A 23,128-nucleotide genomic window follows, 5' to 3' on the forward strand; every position below is an offset into this window, starting at 1 on the left:
AGTTTCGATTGTTAACGCACGGTAAAATATAAATGGAAAATAGAGTTAGCGAGCCTATTTCTGATATTCAACTACTTGATGTAGAATTATTAGGCAAACCTATTCATATCATTCGTGAAAAGCTTGAAGGCTTGATTTCTGAGTCTTGTTCCAGCCTTACGATTGAATTACAAAATTGGCTCAGTACGAGTAAAGTGGAAGCTAGCTTAACCTCTGTAGACTTGCATCGCTTTACACCGATAAAAATGGATAAAGACCAAACGTCAACCTATCAACACCAAGAAGGCGGCATGGTATTTGTTCATGGAGATTCTCACACGTTAATAAAACTGGCAGATCGGTTCTATGGCGCCAGCACTGAGCGTTCAGCAACAACACTGACAGCAAGTGACCTCCGCTTACAAGAGCGAATCAGTCGTATCATTATTGGTTGGCTTGCACCTGGTGAGATGTGGGAAATGGGTGAGTACGAAGCGCCCCGAGGGATTGGAATTAACGTGCAATTAAACATCGCGTTTGACGATCACCAAGGCTCAATTCATCTCAAACTAGATAGCCACCTTATTCAAACACTGATCGAGCAGCTTGAACTGCAGCCCGATACTGATTTGTACCAACCATTCTGTCGCTCTTTAGAGGCAACGCCTGTTCGACTGAATGTTGTTTTAAGTAAAAAGAAGATGCCGTTGAGCGACGTTGTTGGCTTACAACCTAACGATATTTTACCAATTGAGCTTCTTAATACGGTTCCAGTCAGCATTGGTAACCAATCTTTATTTACAGGTCGTATTGCTGAGCAAGACGGCCAACTTGTTTTGATCTTTAACCCTGATAAGGAACCGCAGCGATGAGCGAAGCGCCAGAAACGAATGCATTCGACGCAGAAGAATTGAACTTTGACGACTTTCAATTAGAAGACTTTGAAGCTGAAAGTACGCTCCAACAAGAACCAGCAACTGCGGAACGTGATCTTAGCTTTTTCAAAAGTATTCCCGTCACTGTCACGCTGGAAGTTGCAAGCAAAGAAATCCCACTTGGGGACTTAATGAAAGCCGGAGAAGGCACGGTTATCGAACTTGAAAAGCTCAATGGTGAGCCTTTAGACGTAAAGGTAAACGGCTCTCTAATGGGGCACGCTGAAGTCGTCGTCGTTAATGATAAGTACGGACTTCGTCTGATCGATGTACATGACTCTGCATTGAGTGGCGTTGGTCAATAATCTTAGGTAGGCATCACAATGAAAAATCTGAGCGCTTGGCACCGTTGGTTACCTCTTTTGGTACTGGTGTCACTTTTGTTTGCTTTCCCAACCATGGCGGCAGACAACGGCTTAACTATCTTGTCCGTTTCTGATGGCGACACACAGCAAGAATACAGCGTTAAATTGCAAATTCTGTTGTTGATGACGGCGCTCAGTTTTCTTCCAGCATTCATTCTGATGGCAACGAGCTTTACTCGGATTATCGTCGTCCTCGCGATTTTGCGCCAAGCCCTTGGTCTTCAACAAAGTCCTCCTAACCGCGTATTGGTTGGGATTGCTTTGGCATTGACCTTGCTGATCATGCGACCTGTTTGGAGCGATATTCATGAAAATGCATTTCAACCGTATGACAATGGTGAAATCACGCTAATACAAGCATTCTCTGTAGCAGAGAAACCAGTGAGAGAGTTCATGCTGGCACAAACTCATCAAAGCTCTCTTGAGCAAATGCTGCGTATTGCCAATGAACCACTCGACCAAAACGTTGAGGATATTTCTTTTGCGGTTGTCTTGCCTGCGTTTGTCATCAGTGAACTAAAAACCGCCTTTCAAATTGGCTTTATGCTCTTCATCCCCTTCTTGGTTATCGACTTGGTTGTCGCCAGTGTGCTCATGGCAATGGGTATGATGATGCTATCACCTTTGATTGTTTCACTCCCTTTTAAACTGGTGGTGTTTGTACTCGTGGATGGCTGGGCAATGACGGTTGGCACGTTATCTGCCAGTTTCGGTTAAATAGGAGCATGCTATGACCCCTGAACTAACCGTAACGTTATTTTCCGATGCAGTATGGCTGATCATTCTGATGGTTGCTGTACTGGTTGTTCCTGGCCTAATTGTCGGTTTGTGTATCGCCGTTTTCCAGGCCGCCACACAAATCAACGAGCAAACACTCAGCTTTTTACCACGTTTGCTCGTTACGCTATTGATGGTGATTTTTGCGGGTCATTGGATGCTCCGAAAAATCATGGAACTGTTTGATTTCTTATTCCACAACATACCGGGGATGATTGGCTAATGGCCATCACATTTGCAGAGCTCTCAGCGATACTCGGTCAACTCTGGTGGCCGTTTTTTCGTGTGGGAGCTGTATTTATTTCGATGCCCTTCTTTGGTGATGCAATCATTCCCGTTTGGATCCGTACCTTACTGGCACTCTCGATCGTCGTGATTACCGCACCATTGATGCCACCAATGCCACAAGTCGAATTATTCTCCATGACGTCTCTCTCCCTTGCTTTTGAGCAAGCGATTTGGGGCGTGATGTTTGGGCTAATTTTGCACATGCTCTTTAACGTTTTCACCATGCTTGGTCAGGTCGTTTCTCTGCAAATGGGATTGGGTATGGCAATGATGAATGATCCTATCAACGGACTTTCTGTCGCCATTTTGGGCCGCATATTTCTTATATTTTCAACCTTGTTATTTCTCGCGCTAGAAGGACACTTGCTCGTCATTGATATCGTGATTCAAAGTTTTGTCGTGTGGCCGGTCGGTTCTGGCATCACATCGCTTTCTCTGCAAGGCGTTGTAAATATTTTCGGCTGGATGTTTGCCTCTGCTTTAGCACTAGCGTTGCCTGCTATTGTTTCAATGCTCTTAGCCAACATAAGTTTTGGTGTGATGAATCGCGCCGCTCCCTCACTCAACGTGTATGCATTAGGTTTTCCAATGACGATGCTTCTTGGCCTGTTCAGCGTATTAATTTCAGTATCTGGTGTGCCGGGTCGCTACACCGCGCTTGTACACGACACCATCAGACACTTGAGTAACTTTATGTTGGGGGGCGCATGAGCGATCAATCGTCTCAGGACAAAACTGAAAAAGCCTCGCCGCAGAAAGTAAAAAAAGCACGTCAGGAAGGACAAATTCCTCGTGCAAAAGAGTTTACTACTGCGGTGATATTTCTAGCGGTAGCGCTCTACTTTTACTCTCAGCTCAATAGCATTTGGGAAAGTATGTCAGGTATTTTTCGCTACAACATGATGCTGACGCGAGCCGACCTAGAAAACCCTAAACAGCTTGTCGAGCAATTGGGACAAAGTTTAGCGGTAATCATCGACATGTTATTACCGTTGTTTACCGTCATTATTATCGTGACCTGTGGTAGCAGCCTTGTACTAGGCGGTTGGATGTTCCGTCCGGCGAACGTGATGCCAAAGCTGAGCAAAATTAATCCTTTAAGTGGGATAAAGCGCATTTTTTCGACACGCTCAGTGGTTGAGCTCTTAAAGTCCACATTCAAAGTAGCCGTTATTTTCGGCATCTTATATGGCTATTTAGACAACCACTTACAGCCTCTGCTAGGTATGCAAAACTTACCTTTAAGCCAAGGCTTTTCCCTCGTGATGTCTATTCTCTTTGAAGGCTTATTGTTGATGGGGTTTGCGTTGTTGTTATTTGGTGTTGTAGACATTCCCTACCAACGTTGGGAGCACCTAAAAGAGCTGCGTATGACCAAACAAGAGCTGAAGGAGGAATTCAAGAACAACGAAGGCCGCCCTGAAGTAAAGCAGCGAATCCGTCAAATTCAACAGCAGTTTGCACGCCGTAAAATCGATAAGATGGTACCAACGGCTGACGTAATCATCACTAACCCAACTCACTACGCTGTCGCTCTGAAGTACGAACCTTCACTTTCTGATGCTCCATTTGTGGTTGCAAAAGGCGTAGACGAAACAGCCATGCACATTCAACGAATCGCCCGAGAAAACAAGGTGGAGATCATCAACTCACCACCGTTGACTCGTTCGATCTATCACACCACGGCGATTGAACAAGCAATCCCAAGCCAACTGTACATTGCCGTGGCACATATTCTTACTTACGTTTTGCAATTGAAAGCCTTCCGTAAAGGTGAAGGAAAAGAGCCAACTCCTTTGCCTCATTTTTCGATTCCAAAACATTTGCAGCACTGATTAACCCGCGTTTATCCAAGGACACGAAAGTATGCTTAACCGGTTAAAACAACTTCAAACATCAACCAAAGGCTACATTGGCATTCCAATTGTCTTGCTAATGATTTTGGCAATGGTGATTTTACCTTTGCCTCCCCTGCTATTGGATGCGTTATTTACCTTCAATATCGTCTTGGCAATCCTAGTATTGCTGGTCAGCACTACCGCAAAGCGACCATTAGACTTCTCAGTTTTTCCAACGATTTTGTTAGTCGCGACATTATTACGTCTTACACTAAACGTCGCTTCCACACGAATCGTACTCCTAGAAGGACATAATGGGGGGGATGCGGCAGGTAAAGTCATCCAAGCGTTCGGTGAAGTCGTTATTGGCGGTAACTACGTCGTTGGTATGGTGGTGTTTGTTATCTTGATGATCATCAACTTCGTCGTAATTACCAAAGGTGGCGAACGTATCTCTGAGGTGTCAGCGCGCTTTACTTTGGATGCCTTACCGGGCAAACAGATGGCGATTGATGCCGACTTAAATGCCGGTCTTATCGATCAGGAAACCGCTCGATTGCGTCGTAAAGAAGTCGCTAACGAAGCCGATTTCCACGGCTCGATGGACGGTGCCTCAAAGTTTGTGCGAGGTGATGCTATCGCTGGTTTGCTGATTCTGTTTATCAACATCATTGGTGGTATCAGCATCGGCGTCTTTGAGCATGGACTCGCAGCATCTGACGCCTTTAAAACATACGCACTACTTACAATCGGTGATGGCTTAGTAGCTCAAATTCCGTCACTTCTATTGGCAACGGCTGCAGCGATTATCGTTACGCGAATTAATGATAGCGATAATGGCATGTCGGAAACCATGCAAAAACAATTGCTGGCAACCCCGGCGACACTGTTTACCGTCGCAGGCATCATGGCTGTGATAGGCATGGTACCAGGCATGCCACATTTGGCCTTTTTTGCTTTCGCGGGTGCTTTAGCTTTCGCGGGTTGGCGTCAAACGAAAAAGCCCGTGCAAGACTCCCAAATCGAGGAGGTCGAAGCACTTTCACAAGCCATGCAAGAGGACGATACACCGCTTACATGGGAAGATATTCCTCATGTTCAAACGTTGTCGCTTTCCCTGGGTTACCGTCTCGTTCACCTAGTCAACAAAGAACAAGGTGCACCTTTATCACAGCGTATTCGCGGTGTGCGCCGTAACCTATCTGAACAAGTCGGCTTTTTATTACCAGAGGTGCGTATTCGAGACAACCTAAGCCTTAAACCGAATCAGTATACAATTTCTCTCAATGGCGAAGTGATCGAACAAGGCTTTATCGAGCCAGAACGTTTGATGGCGATTGCAGTCGGAGAAACGTACGGTGAAGTAGATGGTATTTTGGGCAGTGATCCTGCTTACCAATTACCAGCGGTGTGGATTGAACATCAAGACAAAGCGAAAGCGCTGAACATGGGTTATCAAGTGGTCGATGATGGCACGGTCATCGCGACTCATATTAGCAAGATAATGAAAACAAACCTTGCTGAGTTGTTTACGCACGACGATGTTGAAGCCATGACGCAACGCTTGACACAGCAAGCACCGAAGTTAGCCGAAGCCCTAGCCGCGGCACTTAACCCTGCGCAGCAACTCAAAGTATATCGCCAGTTGTTACTAGACCAAGTGCCACTAAAAGATATTCGTACGATTGCTAACACGATGCTGGAGTCCGCGGAAAACACTAAAGACCCGATTTTACTGGCATCTGATGTGCGTTGCGCACTAAAACGCACGCTCGTAAACCTGATTGCGGGACAGAAAAACGAATTAAATGTCTATGCTCTCTCTGATGAACTAGAACAAATGCTACTGACTTCGCTACAACAAGCACAATCTTCTGGTACAGTAATGTTAGACAGCTTCCCAATTGAGCCAAATATTCTTGGTCAGTTCCAACAAAACTTGCCACTGATAAGACAACAGCTCAAACAACAGGGATTACCTCCGATTCTTCTCGTTATGCCTCAGTTACGTCCACTTCTGGCTCGTTACGCACGCACATTTACGCAAGGACTGGCAGTATTGTCTTACAACGAAATTCCAGAAAACAAACAAATCAATGTGGTAGGAAACCTTGGTTAATCTTATTTCAACACATGCGATGTACGAACATTTGGTTGGTCTCGCAGTACAACATATCGTCACGGATGACGATCAATTAGTATTTGATGCTTTAAAGCACAATGACATTCAACACGCGTGCCAAGCCATTCGCGAGACTCAATCAGGAGAGGTAGAATTCCAACACCTGACGTTGAGATTTGGCACGCGTGGCGAACAAAGCGTCTATCAATTCGAACTCTCTGAACAAATGCAGTACTGCCTAGATTTGTTCAGCCTTTATCTCGCATTGCGACAAACACAGTTTCAGCTAGAAGCCTTTCACCCCGACTTAATCAGTAACGTCGTCGTGCCGATAAGAATTGACGCATTACTATGGGAACCAGGCATATACTTTCTCGAACAGATGATTCAGTTTCACTCTTCCGCTTTTCAACATGTGATTCCTTCTCTTCAAGCAGACAAAACGCTATGCGCCTATGATAAAGTCTCAGCGCTGATAGAGAAGTTAAGAGAAAACGCCTACTCACTTTGGTTTGAAGTCGCGACATCACAAGTGAACTTCGAACGAGTCGCTGACTTTAGTCCCGATATGATCAAACTATCAGTCACATTAGAGGATAAAGAAGAAAGACATGCTTTCCTACCGATTGCTAAGTTCTTAAGAAAGCACAAATACCCTTGGGTAGCCGGGCGGGTAGCGAGCCAAACAGAGCTAAACCGCTATCGCTTGTTAGGGGCCAATTATTACTTTGGTTATTTCAGTGACATCCCGACCTCCCTCTCTTTTCAATCTTTTGGTGAGGAATGACAGAATCCTAACTATTAATCTTTATAAAACAGCGCGAATTATTCGCGCTGTTTTTTTATTTATAACGAAGAACGACAATATTGATAGATGACTGCTTCCCTGATTAAGTCAGGCTTATTCAGGTTATTTGATGTTATATCTGTATTTTCATGGAATACAAGTCACTAAAAATCATCAATTTTGATCTTTTTTAGGAATTTTTTAATTTTCAAATTAATCATTAAAGCTGACCGACCGCCTCTAGTTAGTGACTAGGGAATATCCCGAGGCCTGAAAGATATAGTGACTAACTAAGGAGACTAAGATGGCTTTATCAATGCACACTAACTACGCATCGCTTGTAACTCAAAACACTCTGAACAACACAAGCGGTCTTCTAAACACCGCAATGGAACGTCTAAGCACAGGCTACCGTGTAAACTCAGCTGCAGATGACGCTGCTGGTCTTCAAATTGCTAACCGTCTAGAAGCACAAACGCGTGGTATGTCAGTAGCAATGCGTAACGCTCAAGACGGCATCTCTATGATGCAAACAGCTGAAGGCGCAATGGATGAGATGACTAACATCACATACCGTATGAACGACCTAGCAACACAGTCTTTGAACGGTTCAAACAGCGATAAAGACCGCGCGGCAATGGACGCAGAATTTAAACAGCTTACAGCTGAACTAAAGAACATCGTGGACAACACCTCTTTTGGTGGCCAAAAACTACTAGCAACTGGTGGTGGTTTTGAAGCTGGTGCAGTTACCTTCCAAATCGGTGCTTCTTCTGCTGAAACTCTAGATGTTGACGCATCTGCAAGTATCCAGAAAGTTGCAGCGACTCTTGCTGACGCAGCAATCACAGACGGTATCGGTGATACAACTAAAGCGAAAGCAGCTCTTGATAAAATCAGTGGCGCAGCTGGTCTAGTGGAAGATATCGGTGCTACTCGTGCTCAGTTTGGTGCGAACATCAACCGTCTTGAGCACACTATGACTAACCTGGGTAACATGGTTGAGAATACTTCTGCTGCTAAAGGCCGTATCATGGACGCAGATTTCGCTGTAGAGTCTTCAAACATGACTAAGAACCAAATGCTAATGCAAGCTGGTACGACAGTTCTGTCTCAAACTAACCAGCTACCTGGTATGGCAATGTCTCTACTTCGTTAATAACGAACTAGAAATAAAATATACCAAAATAAAAAGCCTCCCTATGGGAGGCTTTTTTATCACCTGCGAATATAAATATAGCTTTTATTCCCACGTTGCTCTTCCGGTACTCTAAAACCTATTTTCCGCATTATATTATGAAGCACTTTATTAAATAGCTCCAACTCAACTGTCTCGCTTCCCTGTCCTTGCTGATATGTTTTCAACTCAGGGAACTTGGATATCGCTTCTTGTAGGATACTTGCTAGTTCATCTGAATTAATATTTTGTTTGCTCAGTAACTTAGCACTAATAAACGTTTCGTAAGATCGAGCACATTTCATCAGCCGCAAAACAAATTCATTCATTTCTGCCGTTCTTATCTAAGTGTAAAACTAACGTTGGAAAAATATCTTCAAACACCAAATACATACCAAGTTAAAGATACCAAAAAGCGACATTCCACTATGTAGGAATAGTCCCAATAAAATAGCAGGAAGAACCTAAAATACCGCACTATTGATAGTTTACTTAAACTCCCTCCCCCTAAAGTGGATTAAATAATTTAGTTTTTTAGTCGCCTTGTCTTATAAGGAAACACTAGATGTTTTCTAGAGGAAGGCGGAACACACTAGGTGGAAAATCTACTTCCTCTCAAATCCAAATAACATCGTAAGCTTATGTTTTAAAAGCTCATTTTAATTGGGCACGTATCTTGCGATAAGACATATATTCCAGGCATAGAGTTACGCCAATTACCGATGAGAGAGGGAATAAGCTCGTGAGTTCATTAGATCCAATATCCATGGCAACTAAGTTGGCTACGTACGACGTTCAACCATTTAAACAGCGCTATCAGCTACAAGCCGATAAATACCAATCTCAGTTATCTGCCTTGGGCAAAGTTGAAAGTGCAATGCGTGAGTTCCGAACTGCTCTCAAAGAGATGAACAGCAGTACTAGCAGCATCATTAAAAACTCAACAAGCATTTCTCAAGAAGGTTACTTTACAGCTAATGCTGACGCAAAAGCGCTATCCGGTAGCTACCAGATTTTCGTTGAACAAGTTGCAACATCACATCAAGTCTCTACAGGCATGCCTGCAGACCTTGACGCCACTACAGAGGTTCCGACTTCAGGAACTCTCGAATTCACCATCAACGGTGAAACGATGACACTTGATCTATCAACAGTCGATACCGACGGTGATGGTACAGCAACAATAAGTGACTTAGCGACTGCAATTAATAACGACAGCGATAACCCAGGTGTAAATGCAACCTTAGTGCGCTCAAACGGCCAGACTCACTTTATGCTTTCAAGCACTGAAACTGGTGTTGCTAACCAAATCAACGTATCGGCGTCTGGTACTGGCCAAGCCTGGTTTGAAGATGCATTCACAAACCTCAATCAGATAAGTGCTCCACAGGATGCTGTGATTTGGTTAGGAGCAGAAGGAACTGGGCTAAAACTAACAAACTCAAGCAATACGTTTGAAGGTGTTATCGATGGCGTAGATATTACCGTTACCAAGGCTCAAACCTCAGGAGAAACCGCTATTGGTTTAGGTATCGGAGCTGACGACGAAGCAACAAAAGAGCAGCTCAATAAGTTCGTAGAAGCCTACAACACATTGATATCTGCGATTGATGAGCACACGCAAATCGGCGGCGAAGATAAAAAGCGAGGCGCTTTGGCAAGCGATCCAACTATGCGTTCGATTGAAAGCCAGTTAACCAGCCTGGTTCGAGGTGAGCACGGCGGCATGCGCTTGAGCGAAATCGGTGTGACATTGGACCGCAATGGCAAAATGAAAGTGGACCAAGAAAAGTTTGCCGAGGCACAAAAAAACAACGGTGCGGGCTTGGAAGCGATGTTCAATGGCGACGGCGCTTTGCTCGACTCTATTGATGCTATGGTCGAACCATTCCTCAAATTCTCTTCTGGAGCGTTCAAATCTCGTAAAGAATCGCTACAAGCAAACATTGATCGCATCTCAGATAAACAAACTACTTTAGAGCGTAAATACGACATGTCGTACAAGCGTTACCTAAAACAGTTCACTCAAATGAATACATTAATGACCCAAATGAACCAAACCATGTCAATGTTTGGCTAAGGCTTTAGGAGAATATCTCATGCTTATGGACTCTGGCTATGACTCGTACCAACAAGTCGATCTCGACGCGCAAGCGGCAGCAGCAAACCCACACCAATTAGTCATTATGTTGATCGATGGCTTACTTGATGAAGTTGAACGTATTCGTGGCCATTTGGCTGCGAATCGCTTGGCTGAGAAAGGTAACGGAATCAACAAATGCATGAACATCTTGATTGGGCTCACAAGCGCTCTAGATGATGAGAATGGTGGCGAAATTGCTGAAAACTTACGCCAGCTGTATGACTTCTGCCAAGTTGAGCTTTATTACGCCAGCGTGCAGAACGATGCGAATCGCTTGGTTAATGTCGAGCGTGTAATGGGTAACATTCGTGAAGGTTGGATGAATTTTGGACAACAAGCATAAAGTGTCGCCAGAGCGATTTCGTCATTTATCTCAGCTCATCCAATTCGCTACAAAAACAGCAGATTGGCATGCGCTTAAGCGCTATGACTTGCAGTTGCGAGAGCTATTGATCAGTCACAAACCTTTTTTGAAGGATCCTAAGCTTGCACCTGAAATTCAACGTGCCAAAACCGTTCATGCAGATGCATTCGCTAGATTAGAAAAGTCGAAGAACGAGTTAGAAAAAGAGATGAACATGGTCAATGACCATCAAGAGCGCGCTATGGCCTATCAATTAGCGATGACCATGGAGCTAACTCAATGATCGTATCTCCTTCAACTCAAATATCCGGCAATTCATCACCTGGCCATGAAGGCAACATAAAACAAGCAAGAGCTGTACACGGTTTTTCTCATAACCCTATGTCTGAGCATAGCCAGTATGACGGCCAAGGTTTCGCCTCAGCTTCAACCGTGCCGAGTTTTCATCTTACCGCTCCAGCTTTGGACAGCGAAGAAAAGGCGCATGCTCGTGGTTCGGATACTGACGAGCACTCGGCTTCTGAAGCAGATGCTCACCTGACAAGTACACTGGGTTCAACAGAATCACCTGATCTTGCTATGCAAGCTCAGGCTCTAACCCAGAGTATGCTCACTATGGCAGAAAAGCAGTCGGGTCAGTTCGGAAAAACTCCGCCTTTATCGGTAGCTAACGATGTTAAGTCTACAATACAAGACTCAAATAACGCCTTGCTAAACACCTCTCCAAAACAACAAGAGGTGCAACAAAGCCAACCGATGTCATCGAACTCGCGTCTATCAATCTCCAGTGCCGACTTTCAGACCCTATTGAGTCAACCAGTTCAAGGGCAACCAACGGCCTCACCACTCCAAGGACAAACACCAACGCCACAAGCCCCGAACACCGCCGTTGCCACGAGTCATATTCAAACTCAAGGCTCTGAGTGGGCGGCTGTGCGCGTTGACACCAGTGCTGGGAAATGGGGAGAGCAAATGATGCAAGTTCTGCATGACCGTGTGACTCTTCAAGCGCAACAAAATGTACAAGAAGCCAAAATCCGCCTCGACCCACCGGATTTAGGTAAGCTGGATTTACTTGTACGTGTTGAAGGCGACCGACTAAGCGTGCACATCAATGCCAATGCAGCCGCAACACGAGAAGCTTTAATGCAAGTGTCTGAGCGTCTACGCACAGAACTGCAAGAGCAGAACTTCGTCCATGTCGATGTCAACGTGGGCTCTGATCAAAGCCAGAGTCGCAATGACCAACATACAAATGAAGAAGACGCCACTATTTTCGCAGCACGAGAATCTGGTGCATTCCAAACTACAACAACAAACTATTCAGAACACTGGCTGAACACTCAAGCCTAGTTAATCCTCGAGGAAAAAGGTTATGACCAAACAACAAATGATCGCCCTGTTTATCGCCATGATCATCACCAGCGCCCTCGTTTCGGCCGCCACGATTATGGGCGGAATCTGGTACTTAAACAAACACGCTCAAGAGTCACCTGACTCTGGTTCCTTGATCGATGATTCTCCATTGTCATTTTTAGTCACAGAAGAACCGACAAGCAAAGGTCCTAGCTTCCATCCTTTAGACAAAGTCGTTTTAACCGTAAAAGGTAAAAAGCAAACTCACTTTGTCATGCTAGAACTAGCAATTGAAACACGCCGTCCTGAGCGTATCAAAGACATTGATGAATACATGCCAATGGTACAAAACTCATTATTAAAATTGTTTAGCGACAAAACATTTGATGAGTTACAGCAAGCGGGTGCCATTGATATTCTGCAAAACGAAGTAAAACAAACGCTTTTACTGGCTTTTGCTAAGACAGACATCGTTCGCGAAATCGACGATGTTTTGTTGACTAAATATGTTGTGCAATAACGGAGCACAACCATGTTAGACATGAATATACAAGACACCTATACCACAGAAGAGGAAGTGACGACGCCATCACGCCCAATTGACGAAAATGCACTGCTGCAACGTCATCAAGTTATGGTGAAACGCGTCGTTAACCAGCTACGTGTTCATGCCACTTCTCACTGTAGTATTGAAGATATGCAGCAAATTGGCCTTATCGCTCTAGTTGAAGCTGGACGCCGATACGGCGATGTTGACGATCCTCATTTCCCTGCCTTTGCCGTGTGTCGCGTTCGAGGTGCAATTTTAGACGAATTGCGCCGGCTAGATTGGCGCTCACGTAAAACTCGCCAACAGGCTCACGAACTCAACGACGTGACTCGAGATCTCACACGCTCTTTAGGTCGGATGCCTACGGATGCAGAAATCATCCAAGCCTTGGGGACGAATGAGCAGGACTATTACAACCGCCAAAATGCCGCCCTTGCGGGAGAGATGCAAAGCCTTGACCAACTGATGGAAAGCAGTGGTGATAGCTATATTGGCGGGCAATATGATGGCATGGAACATGAGCATATTCGTCGTAGTTTAGATAGCGCTTTAGGCAAATTGCCGAAGCGTGATCAATTGCTGCTTACTCTGTTCTATCAACATGAACTCAACTTACACGAAATAGCTCTGGTATTGGATCTGACACCACCTCGTATATGTCAGCTTCACAAACAAGCGCTGAAACAACTCAACCAATTAATGTCCTCTTAGGAGTCACAAGATGCAAAAGTTTTTTGGAGTCCTCACTATCCTGGTGTGCGTCTTCGGTGGATACATGTGGGCCGGCGGTAACTTAGGCGCTATCTGGCAACCAGCCGAATTCCTTATCATCATTGGCGCTGCTGCTGGTTCTTTGATCATCGGTAACCCACCTCACGTACTGAAAGAAATGCGTCGCCAAGTGCCTGCGACCATCAAAGGCCCGACAGAAGAGCATGAGTACTACATGGAATTAATGGCGCTGCTCAATAACTTGCTCGAGACAGCGCGCAACCGTGGTTATAAGTTCCTCGACTCTCACATTGAGTCGCCAGAACAGAGCTCTATGTTTCTCGCTTACCCGACGATTGCTGAGGATCATCGCCTAATTTCTTTCATTACTGATAATTTACGTTTAATGGCAATGGGACAAATGTCGCCTCATGAATTAGAGGGACTGCTAGAGCAAGAAATTGAAGCTATCCAAAACGAAATGCTTTTGCCTTCACGCTCATTACAGCGTACAGCAGAAGCACTACCTGGCTTCGGTATTCTTGCAGCAGTTGGTGGCATCATTATCACCATGCAGGCCATTGATGGCTCAATCGCTATGATTGGTTATCACGTTGCAGCAGCTCTCGTAGGTACATTCATTGGTATTTTCGGTTGTTACTGTGGTTTAGACCCACTAAGTAACGCCATGGCTCAGCGAGTAAAACGTAATATGACTGCTTTTGAATGCGTACGCGCAACCTTGGTTGCCTACGTAGCGAAGAAGCCGACATTGCTCGCCATCGACGCTGGTCGTAAACATATTCAGCTAGACATCAAACCAACATTCAACCAAATGGAGAAGTGGTTAGCTGAACAGGAGGGATAATGCAAAAACAAGAGCATGTAGTGTTCAAACGTGCCAAAGCACACAGCCATGATGAACCTCATGGCGGCGCGTGGAAAGTCGCGTTTGCTGACTTCATGATCGCCCTAATGGCGCTGTTTCTTGTGCTTTGGGTTATGCAGGTGGTAGACAAAGAAGAGCGTAAAGCAATTGTCGCCCACTTACATAGCTCAAGCGTATTCGACAAGAGTTACGGTAATCCATTTGATACTTCACAAAGTATCTCTCCTATTGACTTGGCACAGGACTCTTCTGTGCCAAGTAAACACAATTCCAACCACGTGGTAAGCTCATACTTTCGAGGTGACGGCGATGGGCCAGAAATCGACTCGTTGATTCCTGGTAACTTCGATACTCAGGAGCAACTTGCAGCGCTGGCGAAAGTCATTGAACGAATGACCGCTCAGATTAACGCACAAGGGAATGTCAACGTAACCGTGACCCCACAAGGCTTACGTATCGTCCTTCAAGATGATTACAAACAGCATATGTTCAGTCGTGGTGGCGCAGAGCTGACCCCTTTCTTCGAAGACTTATTACTTGCACTTGCGCCTGTATTTCAGCGTGTGAACAACCCACTGATCATCAGCGGACATACGGATGCGATTCCATTTAAAAAACGCTTTGGTCGTCAATCAAACTGGGCGCTATCTGCATCTCGAGCTGATGTCGCAAGAAATACGCTGGTTGAAGGTGGCATGCCGGATGATCGCGTCATGCAGGTCACAGGCATGTCGGATAGAGCACTGCTTAACCCTGATGAACCAGATTCAAGCGAAAACCGCCGTATCGAGCTGTTCGTTTTAACGACGCCAGCAGCCAAAGTACTCGAAACTCTTTTTGGTAACCACCAAGAAAGTGAACTGCAAAAAGCGAAAGATAAAGCCGAATTTAACCAACCAGTCATTCGACAAGAAGTCATCAATTACTCGGGTGATACGGCCACCAACGAAGTAAATATTCAAGAATTATAACCTCAAAAGGTCACCTCGCCTGATGGTGACCTTTCTAACTGAAACCTCTGTTACTGTGACTTTTTAGTTGAGTTCTATATGCACATAACACCTTCCGAAAACAAAAAACGCGATCTGTTGAAGAAAGCCTTTTTATGGTTAATTGTCTTCGACTACCTTTTATTGGCGTTTTTCTTAACTCAGCTGTCCAGTTTAACGCTTAACAGTGGGACCATGATTAGTATGCTGCTCGTCGTCTACAACGTCTTACTCGTTTCTCTGTGCTTTCAAAGAACCAATAAACAGGACTCTTATATTATCTACCCTGTTTTATCCGCGACGTTGTTGGCATTTGTCTGCTTTCTTTATTTCTTTTTTTTAATTTAGATACCAGACTCCACCATTGATTTGATTTTTAATGCTTTCTCGAAGTGGTCGAGCCGATGGGTCTGAATCCACCACGTAGCCGCCTCCATCAACTGTTCAGGATCATCATTTTTGTTGGCGAAAAACGCATAAAATGAGAGCCCAACCTGCTCACCTTTGCTTGCGATCTTTTTGTCACAGACCTCTATTATTTTGTCTCTCAATGAAGCTCTCATTTCTATTCCCTTACGCTAGTACATACTCACTAACCATACGGTTGAAAGAAATCAGATCAAACGAGCCTTTAATTTCAAAACGTACTCTTCCCACCTCACTCATGAAGAACTCAATTTCACAGTCTAAGTCAAAGGTACCAGACGTCTCGATAGAAAATGCATTGATCTTGCTATAAGGCAGCGACGTGTAATCCACTTTTGAGCCCGTAATCCCTTGCACATTCGCCGCAATCACTCGCTTGTTGGTAAACACCACTTGGTCGCGAACCGTTTTAAAGCCCGCAAATACCGACTCGCCATCAATAAGAAACTTGTGAAAATCTTCCCTAACTTTTGATACCTCAATGGGTTTAAGCTTAAACACTGACGAATTGTCGAAATCGATCATAGTCATTCCTTTTTAGTTGATAGCGAACAAACTCAACGTAGCAGATACACAGACCGTTGCCTATCAGTTAAGTATCATCTTTCGATTTCAAACCCAGGAAAAAATTCAACAAAGTGCGTTACTTCCACCCTTGCAGCCATAGCTCTGGGTCTTTCAGATCTTGCCAGTTCATCTCTTGCTCACGTTTACTCATAACGGCTTCAATAACACATTTCACAACATTGCCTTCTTCATCCAGCTCCATTTCTGTTACGACAAAGTGCTTCTCTTTATTTTTAGGTGACGTCGCCGTCCATTTGCTGTGCAATAGTTTCTTTGGGTGAATTCTATTCATCGCAGTATACCAATTTAACTTTCATCTCTATGTATACGACTGAATACCAAGAGAGAATCAGATTTTATTTTTAAGCATCCACGAAAGGGAAAAGCCGCAAAAGAGGTCATCCCCCAATGCGGCCTTACTTGCAACCCACCTAGGTCTTTTGACCGTTCAAACGAGGGTTTAAGTACTGACTCTGTAGCAACTGCAACGCCTTACCAACCAGCACAATCACCACAGCGCCGATCAGTACTGGCGTGAACAGAAAGCTCCACCCCTGCCCAGATGCCATGATCAAGATAGGATTTGCACCCGCAGGTGGATGCGTTGTCTTCGTAATCAGCATCGCTGACACACCTAACCCAGTCGCAATCGCGAGCGTGATTGGCGTGATCTCAACGTATTGGCTAAACGCAATACCGATAGATGCCGTAATGAAGTGACCAATGATCACATTTTTTGGTTGAGCGAGAGGGCTGCTAGGCACCCCAAACACCAACACCGCCGTAGCACCAAATGGCGCCATGAGAAGTACAACCTCAGTAAGAGATACCTCGGCGTAAGACAACACACCAATAGCCAATGTCGCACCAAGCCCCGCGACCAACGATAAAATTAAATTATTCATAAACACCTCAAAGTAGACCGAATTGTCTACAAACTAAAATAGACAAACCTGTCTACCTTTGTCAATATGTGTTTGTAGAACTTTTTGAGGACGTAGTTATGAACAAAAAGAAACAGTTATTGATCGATACCGCGTTGTCGCTGTTTTACAAACAGGGCATCAACTCCATTGGCATCAATGAAGTCCTTAAAGTTTCTGGCGTGGCTAAACGCACGCTGTACAGCCATTTTGAGAGCAAAGAAGCGCTCATCCTCGCCGCACTAGAACAACGCCACCAAATCTTCATGGCGTGGCTAGAGGAGAAACTGTCATCAGCACAATCGAGCACAGACGTGATCGACCAGTTGTTTACCGCGCTTAACGGCTGGTTTCATGGTTCTGAGGAAAAATTGGGCGAGTTTCGCGGCTGTTTCTTCATCAACACGTCCGCCGAATTCAGTGACGACAGCGGCGAGATTGCAACGTATTGCCGCCACCATAAACAACAGGTTCGAGAGCTAATTCAACGCTATCTCAAATCAGACAACACATCATTACTCGATGCCATTTGCATCATGAAAGAAGGCGCCATCACTACCGCTTACATGACAAAAGAGTACGACGACGTCACAAAGAAATGCGTGGAAATTTTGCGCAAGCTGTAACGGTAAGAAAGCAAAAAACGAATCGACCGAGCACCAAGCTGGCGAGAATGTTCAGAAATGGTAAGGTTATTTTATCAACCTAATGAGACACGCTTGATATGAAAATTGGCGAACTGGCGCAAAAAACGGGCCTTGCTCCCTCGCGTATTCGATTTTACGAGCGCATCGGACTGCTAAAAACCGTGACCCGTAAAGCCAACGGGTACCGCGAGTATCCGCAAGAAGCATTAATGATTCTGGACATGATCACAACGGGTCAGCAAGCTGGATTCAGTTTGAATGAACTAAGTGCGTTACTGCCATCCGACCTTTCTAACTGGGATCATCATCAGTTATTGACAACCTTGCAGCAAAAAGTCCAAGAGCTCGACGAGCTTGAGCGAAAAATCGCGCAGAGCAAAAGCAAGTTAAAAGAAGTACTTAAAGAGATTGAAGCTAAGCCAGATGACATGGACTGTGCAATGAATGCAAAACGCGTCATGTCTCAACTTGGTCAAACGATTCTGGCCAAAGAAAACCCTTCAAATAAAAAGTAAAACCGTCACCAAATCAAGTCAACGTTAACAAGCGAAGCTTTACTCTTGATGTTGGATTATAGATTCGCCAATTCCCCTGCCAGCCACTAAATTGAGTCTGTCAAAACCATTCGCCCTTAGCTCAGATGTGCCATCTCCTTGTTTCTATAATCAATAAAAAATCAATCCGATTTATCTTCAAAATATGGGTTGACCTTAAACCTAACTTTAATCTTAGGATGAATATCAAAGCAACACAGCAGGAGATTGGCGAATGCAAACGATATTGGGTGCAAGTGGGCAAATTGGCCGTGAGCTGGCATTAAGCCTAAAACGAGACTTTACGAGCGACATCCGTTTGGTGAGCCGCAATCCACATCGAGTCAACGAGACGGATCAACTGGTAAAAGCGGACTTGCTCGACGCGAAACAAACATCAGATGCCGTAAAAGGTTCTAGTATCGTTTACCTTACTGCAGGGCTACCAATGGATACTCAACTGTGGGTGGAACAATGGCCAACAATGATGCGTAATGTCATCGCCGCATGTAAAACTCATCAAGCAAAGCTTGTTTACTTTGATAATACCTACATGTACCCGCAAACGGATACGCCTCAACAAGAAGATGCACCATTTCAACCTAATGGAGAAAAAGGTCGAATTCGTGCGGTCATTACTGACATGCTGCTAGAATCGATGAATAAAGGAGAAATCGAAGCCGTTATCTGTCGTGCTCCGGAATTTTACGGCCCGGGGAAAACACAAAGCATCACTAATTCCGCCATTATCGATAATCTACTTAACCAAAAGAGTGCAAAAGTGTTTTTACGTGATGACACCAAACGCAGCTTAATTTATACGCCAGACGCAAGCCGAGCGATGGCGCTAATTGGGAATACGCCCGATGCTTACGGACAAACTTGGCATTTGCCTTGCGACGATCGTCGACTGACGTATCGGGAGTTTATCGCTGTTGCAGCAAAGGTTTTTAACGTTCAACCGAAATACAAAGTCATCAAGCGCTGGCAATTGTGGCTAGCTGGGCGATTTAATCAAACCATTCGAGATGCAGCCGAGCTTTTGCCTCGCTACGAATCTGACAACCTTTTTGTTTCAGATAAGTTTCAAACTCGTTTTCCAGATTTTCAAATCACCACATTCGAACAAGGCTTGACCACAATTCAACAAGAAAAAGCCAATGACCAGAAACCTCTTTAAGCAGGCATTGATAGGAGCTTTTTGATGAAAGATAACACACCGGCATCATCCCCAGATCGTTGGATCATATACGGAGCCAATGGTTATACAGGCGAGCTCATTGCGAGAGAGGCCGTAAAACGAGGTCACCACCCAATCCTTGCTGGTAGAAGTTTAGAGAAAGTACAAAGCCTAGCGGCTGAACTAGGGCTGCAAAGTCTTGCTTTTTCTCTTGAGGATAAAAGCAGCGCAGTCCAACACATTTCGGGTTCATCACTGGTATTAAACTGCGCAGGACCCTTTTCTTCGACGGCAAAACCGATGATGAAAGCGTGCCTAGAAGCAGGCGCACATTACCTCGATATTACAGGTGAGATCTCTGTATTTGAGTTTGCACAAACGCTGCAATCACAAGCAAAGGAAGCTGGTGTCGTATTGTGCTCCGGTGTTGGTTTTGATGTTATTCCAACGGATTGCATTGCAGCCACATTGAAAGCTGCGCTACCAGATGCAACACACCTGTCTCTCGGTTTTGACTCTCGCTCTGGTTTTTCTCCGGGCACGGCGAAAACGTCTGTCGAAGGTTTGGCTCAAGGCGGTAAAGTGCGGCTTAACGGAAAAATCACCACCGTTCCGCTAGCGTATAAAGTTCGCAACATTGATTTTGGTGACGGCGAAAAACTTGCGATGACCATTCCGTGGGGCGATGTTTCAACCGCCTATTACACCACGGGGATTGAGAATATTGATGTTTTTATTCCCGGATCGCCGAACATGATAAAAAACGCTAAACGAGCGAATTGGGTTCGCCCCCTTCTCGGCATAACCTGGGTACAAAGCCTCATAAAAAGCCGTATTGAAAGAACCGTAAAAGGACCGAATGAGGATCAAAGAAACCAATTACCCACATATGTATGGGGTAAAGCAAGCAACAAGCTCGGACAAAGCAAAACAGCACGAGTACAAACGGCCAATGGCTACAGCTTAACCGTAACGGGATCTCTAGCGATTGTAGAGCACCTGCTACATACGAAGCCTGCAGCCGGTGTATACACACCCTCTAAACTTATGGGCTCCAGTTTTGTGTCGCAGCTTCCCGGCTCTAGTGACATAACCATTGAAGAGTAAACAAAAAGGCACCAATCGGTGCCTTCTGCATTAACAGGGGTTGAGGCCATCACAACTCGTGTTCGGTACGAGCGATGATGTCATCCTGCGCGTCTGGTGACAGCGCGGTAAAGAAGGCTGAGTAGCCCGCGACTCGCACGACAAGGTCACGATATTGTTCTGGGTTCTTTTTCGCCGCCAGCAAGGTTTCACGAGAAACGATGTTGTACTGTACGTGCCAACCTTTGTGGTGATTAAAGAAGGTACGAATCAGCATCGATAGCTTGAGCTTATCTCCTTCTGAAGCGACAGCCGCTGGGCTTAACTTCTGGTTAAGCAGCACACCACCCAAGATTTTATTAGCTTGAATTTTACCGACTGAGTTGTACACCGCCGTTGGTCCCAAACGGTCAGAGCCCGATGCTGGACTTGCGCCTTCTGCCAGTGGCGTTTTCGCTTTTCGACCATCTGGTGTTGCCATCGTGGATGCGCCAAATGGCACGTTAGCAGAGATGCTCGATGTTCCCGCGTAGTAGCCGCCACCAATTGGACCACGCCCATGACGTGTATTGACAAACTGCGCCAACTCATCAATGTAAACCTGATAAGCATCAGCCAGCAATTGGTCGACATAATCGTCGTCATTGCCGTATTTTGGCGCGAAGTTGATTAAGCGTTGGCGAAGTTGTTCGTTCTCAATACCATCGAAGTCTTCTTCTAATGCTTTTGCCAGTTCCGTTTGGCTGATTTGTGCTTCTTCAAACACCAAATGTTTGATCGCCGCCAAACTGTTACCCAAATTGGCGATGCCCACTTGCAGGCCAGATACCCAATCGCATTTCGCTCCGCCTTCTTTTACTGTTTTACCACGCGCCAAACAGTCATCCACCAGCGATGAGCAGAAAATATCTTGCGCTTGCTGCTCAAGCACGCTGTCGACTACGGTATCGATCTCAATCGATTTACGTGTGTAGTAGCGAATTTGCTCCGCCCAAGAAGCGGTGACTTGCTCAAAGCTCTCGAAGTTACCTTTTGCTAGCGACTTATCATGCGGCAAGAAGGCTTTGCCCGTCGTTGCATCCACACCTTCGTTAAGCGCAGCCAGTAAAATACGCGCAAAGTTAATGAAGCTCATGCCCGTGCAACGGTAACCCCACTTGCCTGGAACAGCGGTTTCAATACAGCCAATAGACGCGTAGTTGTAAGCGTCTTCTTTCTCGACACCTAGCTTGATGAATTCTGGAATGACGATTTCATCGTTGTTGAATGCAGGCATACCGAATCCGCATTTGATCACTTCAATACAGCCCATCAAGAACTCTTGATTCAGACCTTCATGATAGCGAACACTCAAGTTCGGTTGCGTGGAACGTAGCTGACCACAAGACTCTAAAATCGCCCAAGATAGCGGATTTACGGCGTCTTCAGGTTCTCCATTCTCATTCAGCTTTTGTCCACCGATACAGACGTTTTGATACAACGGAGAACCTGCCGATGCTTTTGAGTGCGCACCAGAGCGAATCTTGTTTACTTCAAGCAATTTCAACCAACAGCTTTGCAATAGCTCAAGGGCGAACGCTTTGTTCATCGTGCCACTTTCAAGATCACGCACGTAGTAGTCGTTTAGGAACTGGTCCATCCGACCGAATGAAACAGAGTGGCCATTCGATTCAATTTGCAACATCAACTGCACAAAATAGCTCAGTTGCAGAGCTTGCCAGAAGTTGGTTGGCGCATGGAAAGCCACATGACGACAGTTTTCTGCGATTGTCTCCAGTTCCGCTTTCCTCTCTGGTCGAGTTTCGTTTTGTGCCATTTCCAGAGCGAGATCGGCGTAACTCACCATGTGCTCCTGAATCGCAAGCAAGACAATTTCGACGGACTTATAAAACTGCTCTTTCTTCAACCCTTCATACGTCGACACGTCGTTATTAGCTCGATGCTGACGAACCTCATCCAGCAGACCGTTCATACCGATCTTCAGGATTTTTTCGTTATCCACTGCAAGGTGCGCGTCGCCCGAAGTCATGTTGCCCTCGGCTTTAATGATGGTGCTGGCTAGGATCTCTTGTTGCTCGTCGGTAAAAAGTCCATAGCAGCGATCTTGCACCGTTTTACCGCGCCAGTATGGCGTAATGGCGTGAATGCTTTGTTTGTCTTCTTCACTTACCGCAAAACCAGCCCCTGGTCGGTCGGCCAGTTCGTCGATTTCCGCTTCAATCCAACGCACCGTGTATTCAGGGAAGATCGGCGCAGCGCGTACTTTGCTCGCTTGGTTGCCTACAATCAGCTCGTCGTGCTTAATCCAAATGGTACGAGTGCGTAAGTGCTCTTGTAGCGCCAGCGCTCGTTGCACAATCACAGGTTTGTCTTCATTTGCCTGATACGCTCGAGTATAAGCCTCTGCGCGCTCAGTACAGATTGGCGGCGTTACGATGTTGACCAGTGCCAATTTGTGGGCTTTGATTCGCTCTGGAAGGGTATGTAGGTCCATGG

General features: G+C 45.4%; 28 protein-coding genes. 22 read left to right on the forward strand and 6 right to left on the reverse strand.

What is annotated here, in order from left to right; translation table 11 throughout:
* Nucleotides 1–32 precede the first annotated feature (32 nt).
* The 9 genes from R2S67_RS01555 to lafA all read left to right on the forward strand — a co-directional run bounded on the left by R2S67_RS01555 (nt 33) and on the right by lafA (nt 8,250).
* Nucleotides 33–851: a FliM/FliN family flagellar motor switch protein gene (locus R2S67_RS01555; RefSeq protein ID WP_074190374.1), complete on the forward strand. Its 819-nt coding sequence runs from the start codon at nt 33–35 to the stop codon at nt 849–851.
* The gene (fliN, locus tag R2S67_RS01560) at nt 848–1,219 is read left to right on the forward strand and encodes a flagellar motor switch protein FliN (protein WP_005398044.1); all 372 of its coding nucleotides are present in this window, start codon (nt 848–850) and stop codon (nt 1,217–1,219) included. Before R2S67_RS01555 ends, fliN begins: the two co-directional genes overlap by 4 nt.
* Nucleotides 1,220–1,237: 18 nt before the next feature.
* The gene (gene fliP / locus R2S67_RS01565; RefSeq protein WP_005398045.1) at nt 1,238–1,996 is read left to right on the forward strand and encodes a flagellar type III secretion system pore protein FliP; all 759 of its coding nucleotides are present in this window, start codon (nt 1,238–1,240) and stop codon (nt 1,994–1,996) included.
* A 13-nt stretch (nt 1,997–2,009) separates the two neighbouring features.
* The gene (gene fliQ / locus R2S67_RS01570; protein ID WP_005375036.1) at nt 2,010–2,279 is read left to right on the forward strand and encodes a flagellar biosynthesis protein FliQ; all 270 of its coding nucleotides are present in this window, start codon (nt 2,010–2,012) and stop codon (nt 2,277–2,279) included.
* Complete coding sequence (gene fliR, locus R2S67_RS01575) at nt 2,279–3,055, forward strand: flagellar biosynthetic protein FliR (RefSeq protein WP_317341794.1); 777 nt, start codon at nt 2,279–2,281, stop codon at nt 3,053–3,055. Before fliQ ends, fliR begins: the two co-directional genes overlap by 1 nt.
* Complete coding sequence (gene flhB / locus R2S67_RS01580; RefSeq protein ID WP_006741983.1) at nt 3,052–4,179, forward strand: flagellar biosynthesis protein FlhB; 1,128 nt, start codon at nt 3,052–3,054, stop codon at nt 4,177–4,179. The genes fliR and flhB overlap by 4 nt, the downstream gene beginning before the upstream one ends.
* Before the next feature lie 31 nt (nt 4,180–4,210).
* Nucleotides 4,211–6,301, forward strand: a complete 2,091-nt coding sequence (gene flhA / locus R2S67_RS01585) for a flagellar biosynthesis protein FlhA (RefSeq protein ID WP_006741984.1) — start codon at nt 4,211–4,213, stop codon at nt 6,299–6,301.
* Between the two features lie 19 nt (nt 6,302–6,320).
* Complete coding sequence (locus R2S67_RS01590; RefSeq protein ID WP_046875750.1) at nt 6,321–7,091, forward strand: EAL domain-containing protein; 771 nt, start codon at nt 6,321–6,323, stop codon at nt 7,089–7,091.
* Nucleotides 7,092–7,395: 304 nt separating this feature from the next.
* Nucleotides 7,396–8,250 carry a lateral flagellin LafA gene (gene lafA, locus R2S67_RS01595; protein ID WP_053807553.1) on the forward strand — a complete coding sequence of 285 codons (855 nt, stop codon included), beginning with the start codon at nt 7,396–7,398 and terminating at the stop codon, nt 8,248–8,250.
* 59 nt (nt 8,251–8,309) lie between these two features.
* On the opposite strand, the gene R2S67_RS01600 is transcribed toward lafA, so the two are convergent.
* Nucleotides 8,310–8,597: a hypothetical protein gene (locus R2S67_RS01600; RefSeq protein WP_053807552.1), complete on the reverse strand. Its 288-nt coding sequence runs from the start codon at nt 8,595–8,597 to the stop codon at nt 8,310–8,312.
* A 413-nt stretch (nt 8,598–9,010) separates the two neighbouring features.
* Between R2S67_RS01600 and fliD the strand changes: the two genes are divergently transcribed.
* The 9 genes from fliD to R2S67_RS01645 all read left to right on the forward strand — a co-directional run bounded on the left by fliD (nt 9,011) and on the right by R2S67_RS01645 (nt 15,618).
* A complete protein-coding gene (gene fliD / locus R2S67_RS01605) occupies nt 9,011–10,348 on the forward strand; it encodes a flagellar filament capping protein FliD (protein ID WP_104970451.1) in 1,338 nt (445 codons plus the stop codon).
* Between the two features lie 19 nt (nt 10,349–10,367).
* Complete coding sequence (gene fliS / locus R2S67_RS01610; protein ID WP_005375014.1) at nt 10,368–10,754, forward strand: flagellar export chaperone FliS; 387 nt, start codon at nt 10,368–10,370, stop codon at nt 10,752–10,754.
* The gene (locus R2S67_RS01615) at nt 10,738–11,058 is read left to right on the forward strand and encodes a hypothetical protein (RefSeq protein ID WP_005398525.1); all 321 of its coding nucleotides are present in this window, start codon (nt 10,738–10,740) and stop codon (nt 11,056–11,058) included. The genes fliS and R2S67_RS01615 overlap by 17 nt, the downstream gene beginning before the upstream one ends.
* On the forward strand, nt 11,055–12,128 hold the full coding sequence (locus tag R2S67_RS01620; protein ID WP_317341795.1) for a flagellar hook-length control protein FliK: 1,074 nt from the start codon (nt 11,055–11,057) through the stop codon (nt 12,126–12,128). The genes R2S67_RS01615 and R2S67_RS01620 overlap by 4 nt, the downstream gene beginning before the upstream one ends.
* Nucleotides 12,129–12,150: 22 nt before the next feature.
* Entirely contained in the window at nt 12,151–12,651 is a 501-nt protein-coding gene (gene fliL, locus R2S67_RS01625) for a flagellar basal body-associated protein FliL (RefSeq protein WP_005398533.1), read from the forward strand.
* Between the two features lie 12 nt (nt 12,652–12,663).
* Nucleotides 12,664–13,392 (forward strand): FliA/WhiG family RNA polymerase sigma factor, encoded by a 729-nt coding sequence (locus R2S67_RS01630; protein ID WP_005396579.1) that lies wholly within the window; start codon nt 12,664–12,666, stop codon nt 13,390–13,392.
* A 10-nt stretch (nt 13,393–13,402) separates the two neighbouring features.
* Nucleotides 13,403–14,260, forward strand: coding sequence for a flagellar motor stator protein MotA (gene motA / locus R2S67_RS01635; protein ID WP_005396580.1), 858 nt, complete (start codon nt 13,403–13,405; stop codon nt 14,258–14,260).
* Entirely contained in the window at nt 14,260–15,252 is a 993-nt protein-coding gene (locus tag R2S67_RS01640) for a flagellar motor protein MotB (RefSeq protein WP_005396581.1), read from the forward strand. Before motA ends, R2S67_RS01640 begins: the two co-directional genes overlap by 1 nt.
* Nucleotides 15,253–15,330: 78 nt before the next feature.
* A complete protein-coding gene (locus tag R2S67_RS01645; RefSeq protein WP_031780567.1) occupies nt 15,331–15,618 on the forward strand; it encodes a hypothetical protein in 288 nt (95 codons plus the stop codon).
* Here R2S67_RS01645 and R2S67_RS01650 read toward each other — a convergent pair.
* From R2S67_RS01650 to R2S67_RS01665, 4 genes are all read right to left on the reverse strand, one after another.
* Nucleotides 15,615–15,833, reverse strand: a complete 219-nt coding sequence (locus tag R2S67_RS01650) for a DUF6500 family protein (protein ID WP_114322771.1) — start codon at nt 15,831–15,833, stop codon at nt 15,615–15,617. The two genes, R2S67_RS01645 and R2S67_RS01650, sit on opposite strands and share 4 nt — an antisense overlap.
* Nucleotides 15,834–15,843: 10 nt before the next feature.
* On the reverse strand, nt 15,844–16,221 hold the full coding sequence (locus tag R2S67_RS01655; protein WP_005396583.1) for a PH domain-containing protein: 378 nt from the start codon (nt 16,219–16,221) through the stop codon (nt 15,844–15,846).
* 118 nt (nt 16,222–16,339) lie between these two features.
* Nucleotides 16,340–16,555: a TIGR02450 family Trp-rich protein gene (locus R2S67_RS01660; RefSeq protein WP_193447783.1), complete on the reverse strand. Its 216-nt coding sequence runs from the start codon at nt 16,553–16,555 to the stop codon at nt 16,340–16,342.
* A gap of 139 nt (nt 16,556–16,694) precedes the next feature.
* Nucleotides 16,695–17,168: an HPP family protein gene (locus R2S67_RS01665; RefSeq protein ID WP_005462762.1), complete on the reverse strand. Its 474-nt coding sequence runs from the start codon at nt 17,166–17,168 to the stop codon at nt 16,695–16,697.
* A 98-nt stretch (nt 17,169–17,266) separates the two neighbouring features.
* Between R2S67_RS01665 and R2S67_RS01670 the strand changes: the two genes are divergently transcribed.
* The 4 genes from R2S67_RS01670 (at nt 17,267) to R2S67_RS01685 (ending at nt 20,653) form a co-directional block, all read left to right on the forward strand.
* Nucleotides 17,267–17,812 (forward strand): TetR/AcrR family transcriptional regulator, encoded by a 546-nt coding sequence (locus R2S67_RS01670; RefSeq protein ID WP_025788520.1) that lies wholly within the window; start codon nt 17,267–17,269, stop codon nt 17,810–17,812.
* A 98-nt stretch (nt 17,813–17,910) separates the two neighbouring features.
* A complete protein-coding gene (locus R2S67_RS01675; RefSeq protein WP_046875740.1) occupies nt 17,911–18,348 on the forward strand; it encodes a MerR family DNA-binding transcriptional regulator in 438 nt (145 codons plus the stop codon).
* Nucleotides 18,349–18,601: 253 nt separating this feature from the next.
* Nucleotides 18,602–19,546, forward strand: a complete 945-nt coding sequence (locus R2S67_RS01680; protein WP_005462753.1) for an SDR family oxidoreductase — start codon at nt 18,602–18,604, stop codon at nt 19,544–19,546.
* A gap of 24 nt (nt 19,547–19,570) precedes the next feature.
* Nucleotides 19,571–20,653 (forward strand): saccharopine dehydrogenase family protein, encoded by a 1,083-nt coding sequence (locus R2S67_RS01685; protein ID WP_317341804.1) that lies wholly within the window; start codon nt 19,571–19,573, stop codon nt 20,651–20,653.
* Between the two features lie 49 nt (nt 20,654–20,702).
* Here the strand turns inward: R2S67_RS01685 and R2S67_RS01690 are convergent, their stop codons facing one another.
* Complete coding sequence (locus tag R2S67_RS01690; protein WP_269043499.1) at nt 20,703–23,126, reverse strand: formate C-acetyltransferase/glycerol dehydratase family glycyl radical enzyme; 2,424 nt, start codon at nt 23,124–23,126, stop codon at nt 20,703–20,705.
* Nucleotides 23,127–23,128 lie beyond the last annotated feature (2 nt).

It is taken from the genome of Vibrio sp. T13N (assembly GCF_032970445.1).
Classification (GTDB): domain Bacteria; phylum Pseudomonadota; class Gammaproteobacteria; order Enterobacterales; family Vibrionaceae; genus Vibrio; species Vibrio diabolicus.

What these genes read in the sequence shown, in the direction of transcription:
- R2S67_RS01555 (WP_074190374.1), top strand. Translation starts at nt 33, where the DNA reads ATGGAAAATAGAGTTAGCGAGCCTATTTCTGATATTCAACTACTTGAT.
- fliN (WP_005398044.1), top strand. Translation starts at nt 848, where the DNA reads ATGAGCGAAGCGCCAGAAACGAATGCATTCGACGCAGAAGAATTGAAC.
- fliP (WP_005398045.1), top strand. Translation starts at nt 1,238, where the DNA reads ATGAAAAATCTGAGCGCTTGGCACCGTTGGTTACCTCTTTTGGTACTG.
- fliQ (WP_005375036.1), top strand. Translation starts at nt 2,010, where the DNA reads ATGACCCCTGAACTAACCGTAACGTTATTTTCCGATGCAGTATGGCTG.
- fliR (WP_317341794.1), top strand. Translation starts at nt 2,279, where the DNA reads ATGGCCATCACATTTGCAGAGCTCTCAGCGATACTCGGTCAACTCTGG.
- flhB (WP_006741983.1), top strand. Translation starts at nt 3,052, where the DNA reads ATGAGCGATCAATCGTCTCAGGACAAAACTGAAAAAGCCTCGCCGCAG.
- flhA (WP_006741984.1), top strand. Translation starts at nt 4,211, where the DNA reads ATGCTTAACCGGTTAAAACAACTTCAAACATCAACCAAAGGCTACATT.
- R2S67_RS01590 (WP_046875750.1), top strand. Translation starts at nt 6,321, where the DNA reads ATGTACGAACATTTGGTTGGTCTCGCAGTACAACATATCGTCACGGAT.
- lafA (WP_053807553.1), top strand. Translation starts at nt 7,396, where the DNA reads ATGGCTTTATCAATGCACACTAACTACGCATCGCTTGTAACTCAAAAC.
- R2S67_RS01600 (WP_053807552.1), bottom strand. Translation starts at nt 8,597, where the DNA reads ATGAATGAATTTGTTTTGCGGCTGATGAAATGTGCTCGATCTTACGAA.
- fliS (WP_005375014.1), top strand. Translation starts at nt 10,368, where the DNA reads ATGCTTATGGACTCTGGCTATGACTCGTACCAACAAGTCGATCTCGAC.
- R2S67_RS01620 (WP_317341795.1), top strand. Translation starts at nt 11,055, where the DNA reads ATGATCGTATCTCCTTCAACTCAAATATCCGGCAATTCATCACCTGGC.
- fliL (WP_005398533.1), top strand. Translation starts at nt 12,151, where the DNA reads ATGACCAAACAACAAATGATCGCCCTGTTTATCGCCATGATCATCACC.
- R2S67_RS01630 (WP_005396579.1), top strand. Translation starts at nt 12,664, where the DNA reads ATGTTAGACATGAATATACAAGACACCTATACCACAGAAGAGGAAGTG.
- motA (WP_005396580.1), top strand. Translation starts at nt 13,403, where the DNA reads ATGCAAAAGTTTTTTGGAGTCCTCACTATCCTGGTGTGCGTCTTCGGT.
- R2S67_RS01640 (WP_005396581.1), top strand. Translation starts at nt 14,260, where the DNA reads ATGCAAAAACAAGAGCATGTAGTGTTCAAACGTGCCAAAGCACACAGC.
- R2S67_RS01645 (WP_031780567.1), top strand. Translation starts at nt 15,331, where the DNA reads ATGCACATAACACCTTCCGAAAACAAAAAACGCGATCTGTTGAAGAAA.
- R2S67_RS01650 (WP_114322771.1), bottom strand. Translation starts at nt 15,833, where the DNA reads ATGAGAGCTTCATTGAGAGACAAAATAATAGAGGTCTGTGACAAAAAG.
- R2S67_RS01655 (WP_005396583.1), bottom strand. Translation starts at nt 16,221, where the DNA reads ATGATCGATTTCGACAATTCGTCAGTGTTTAAGCTTAAACCCATTGAG.
- R2S67_RS01660 (WP_193447783.1), bottom strand. Translation starts at nt 16,555, where the DNA reads ATGAATAGAATTCACCCAAAGAAACTATTGCACAGCAAATGGACGGCG.
- R2S67_RS01665 (WP_005462762.1), bottom strand. Translation starts at nt 17,168, where the DNA reads ATGAATAATTTAATTTTATCGTTGGTCGCGGGGCTTGGTGCGACATTG.
- R2S67_RS01670 (WP_025788520.1), top strand. Translation starts at nt 17,267, where the DNA reads ATGAACAAAAAGAAACAGTTATTGATCGATACCGCGTTGTCGCTGTTT.
- R2S67_RS01675 (WP_046875740.1), top strand. Translation starts at nt 17,911, where the DNA reads ATGAAAATTGGCGAACTGGCGCAAAAAACGGGCCTTGCTCCCTCGCGT.
- R2S67_RS01680 (WP_005462753.1), top strand. Translation starts at nt 18,602, where the DNA reads ATGCAAACGATATTGGGTGCAAGTGGGCAAATTGGCCGTGAGCTGGCA.
- R2S67_RS01685 (WP_317341804.1), top strand. Translation starts at nt 19,571, where the DNA reads ATGAAAGATAACACACCGGCATCATCCCCAGATCGTTGGATCATATAC.
- R2S67_RS01690 (WP_269043499.1), bottom strand. Translation starts at nt 23,126, where the DNA reads ATGGACCTACATACCCTTCCAGAGCGAATCAAAGCCCACAAATTGGCA.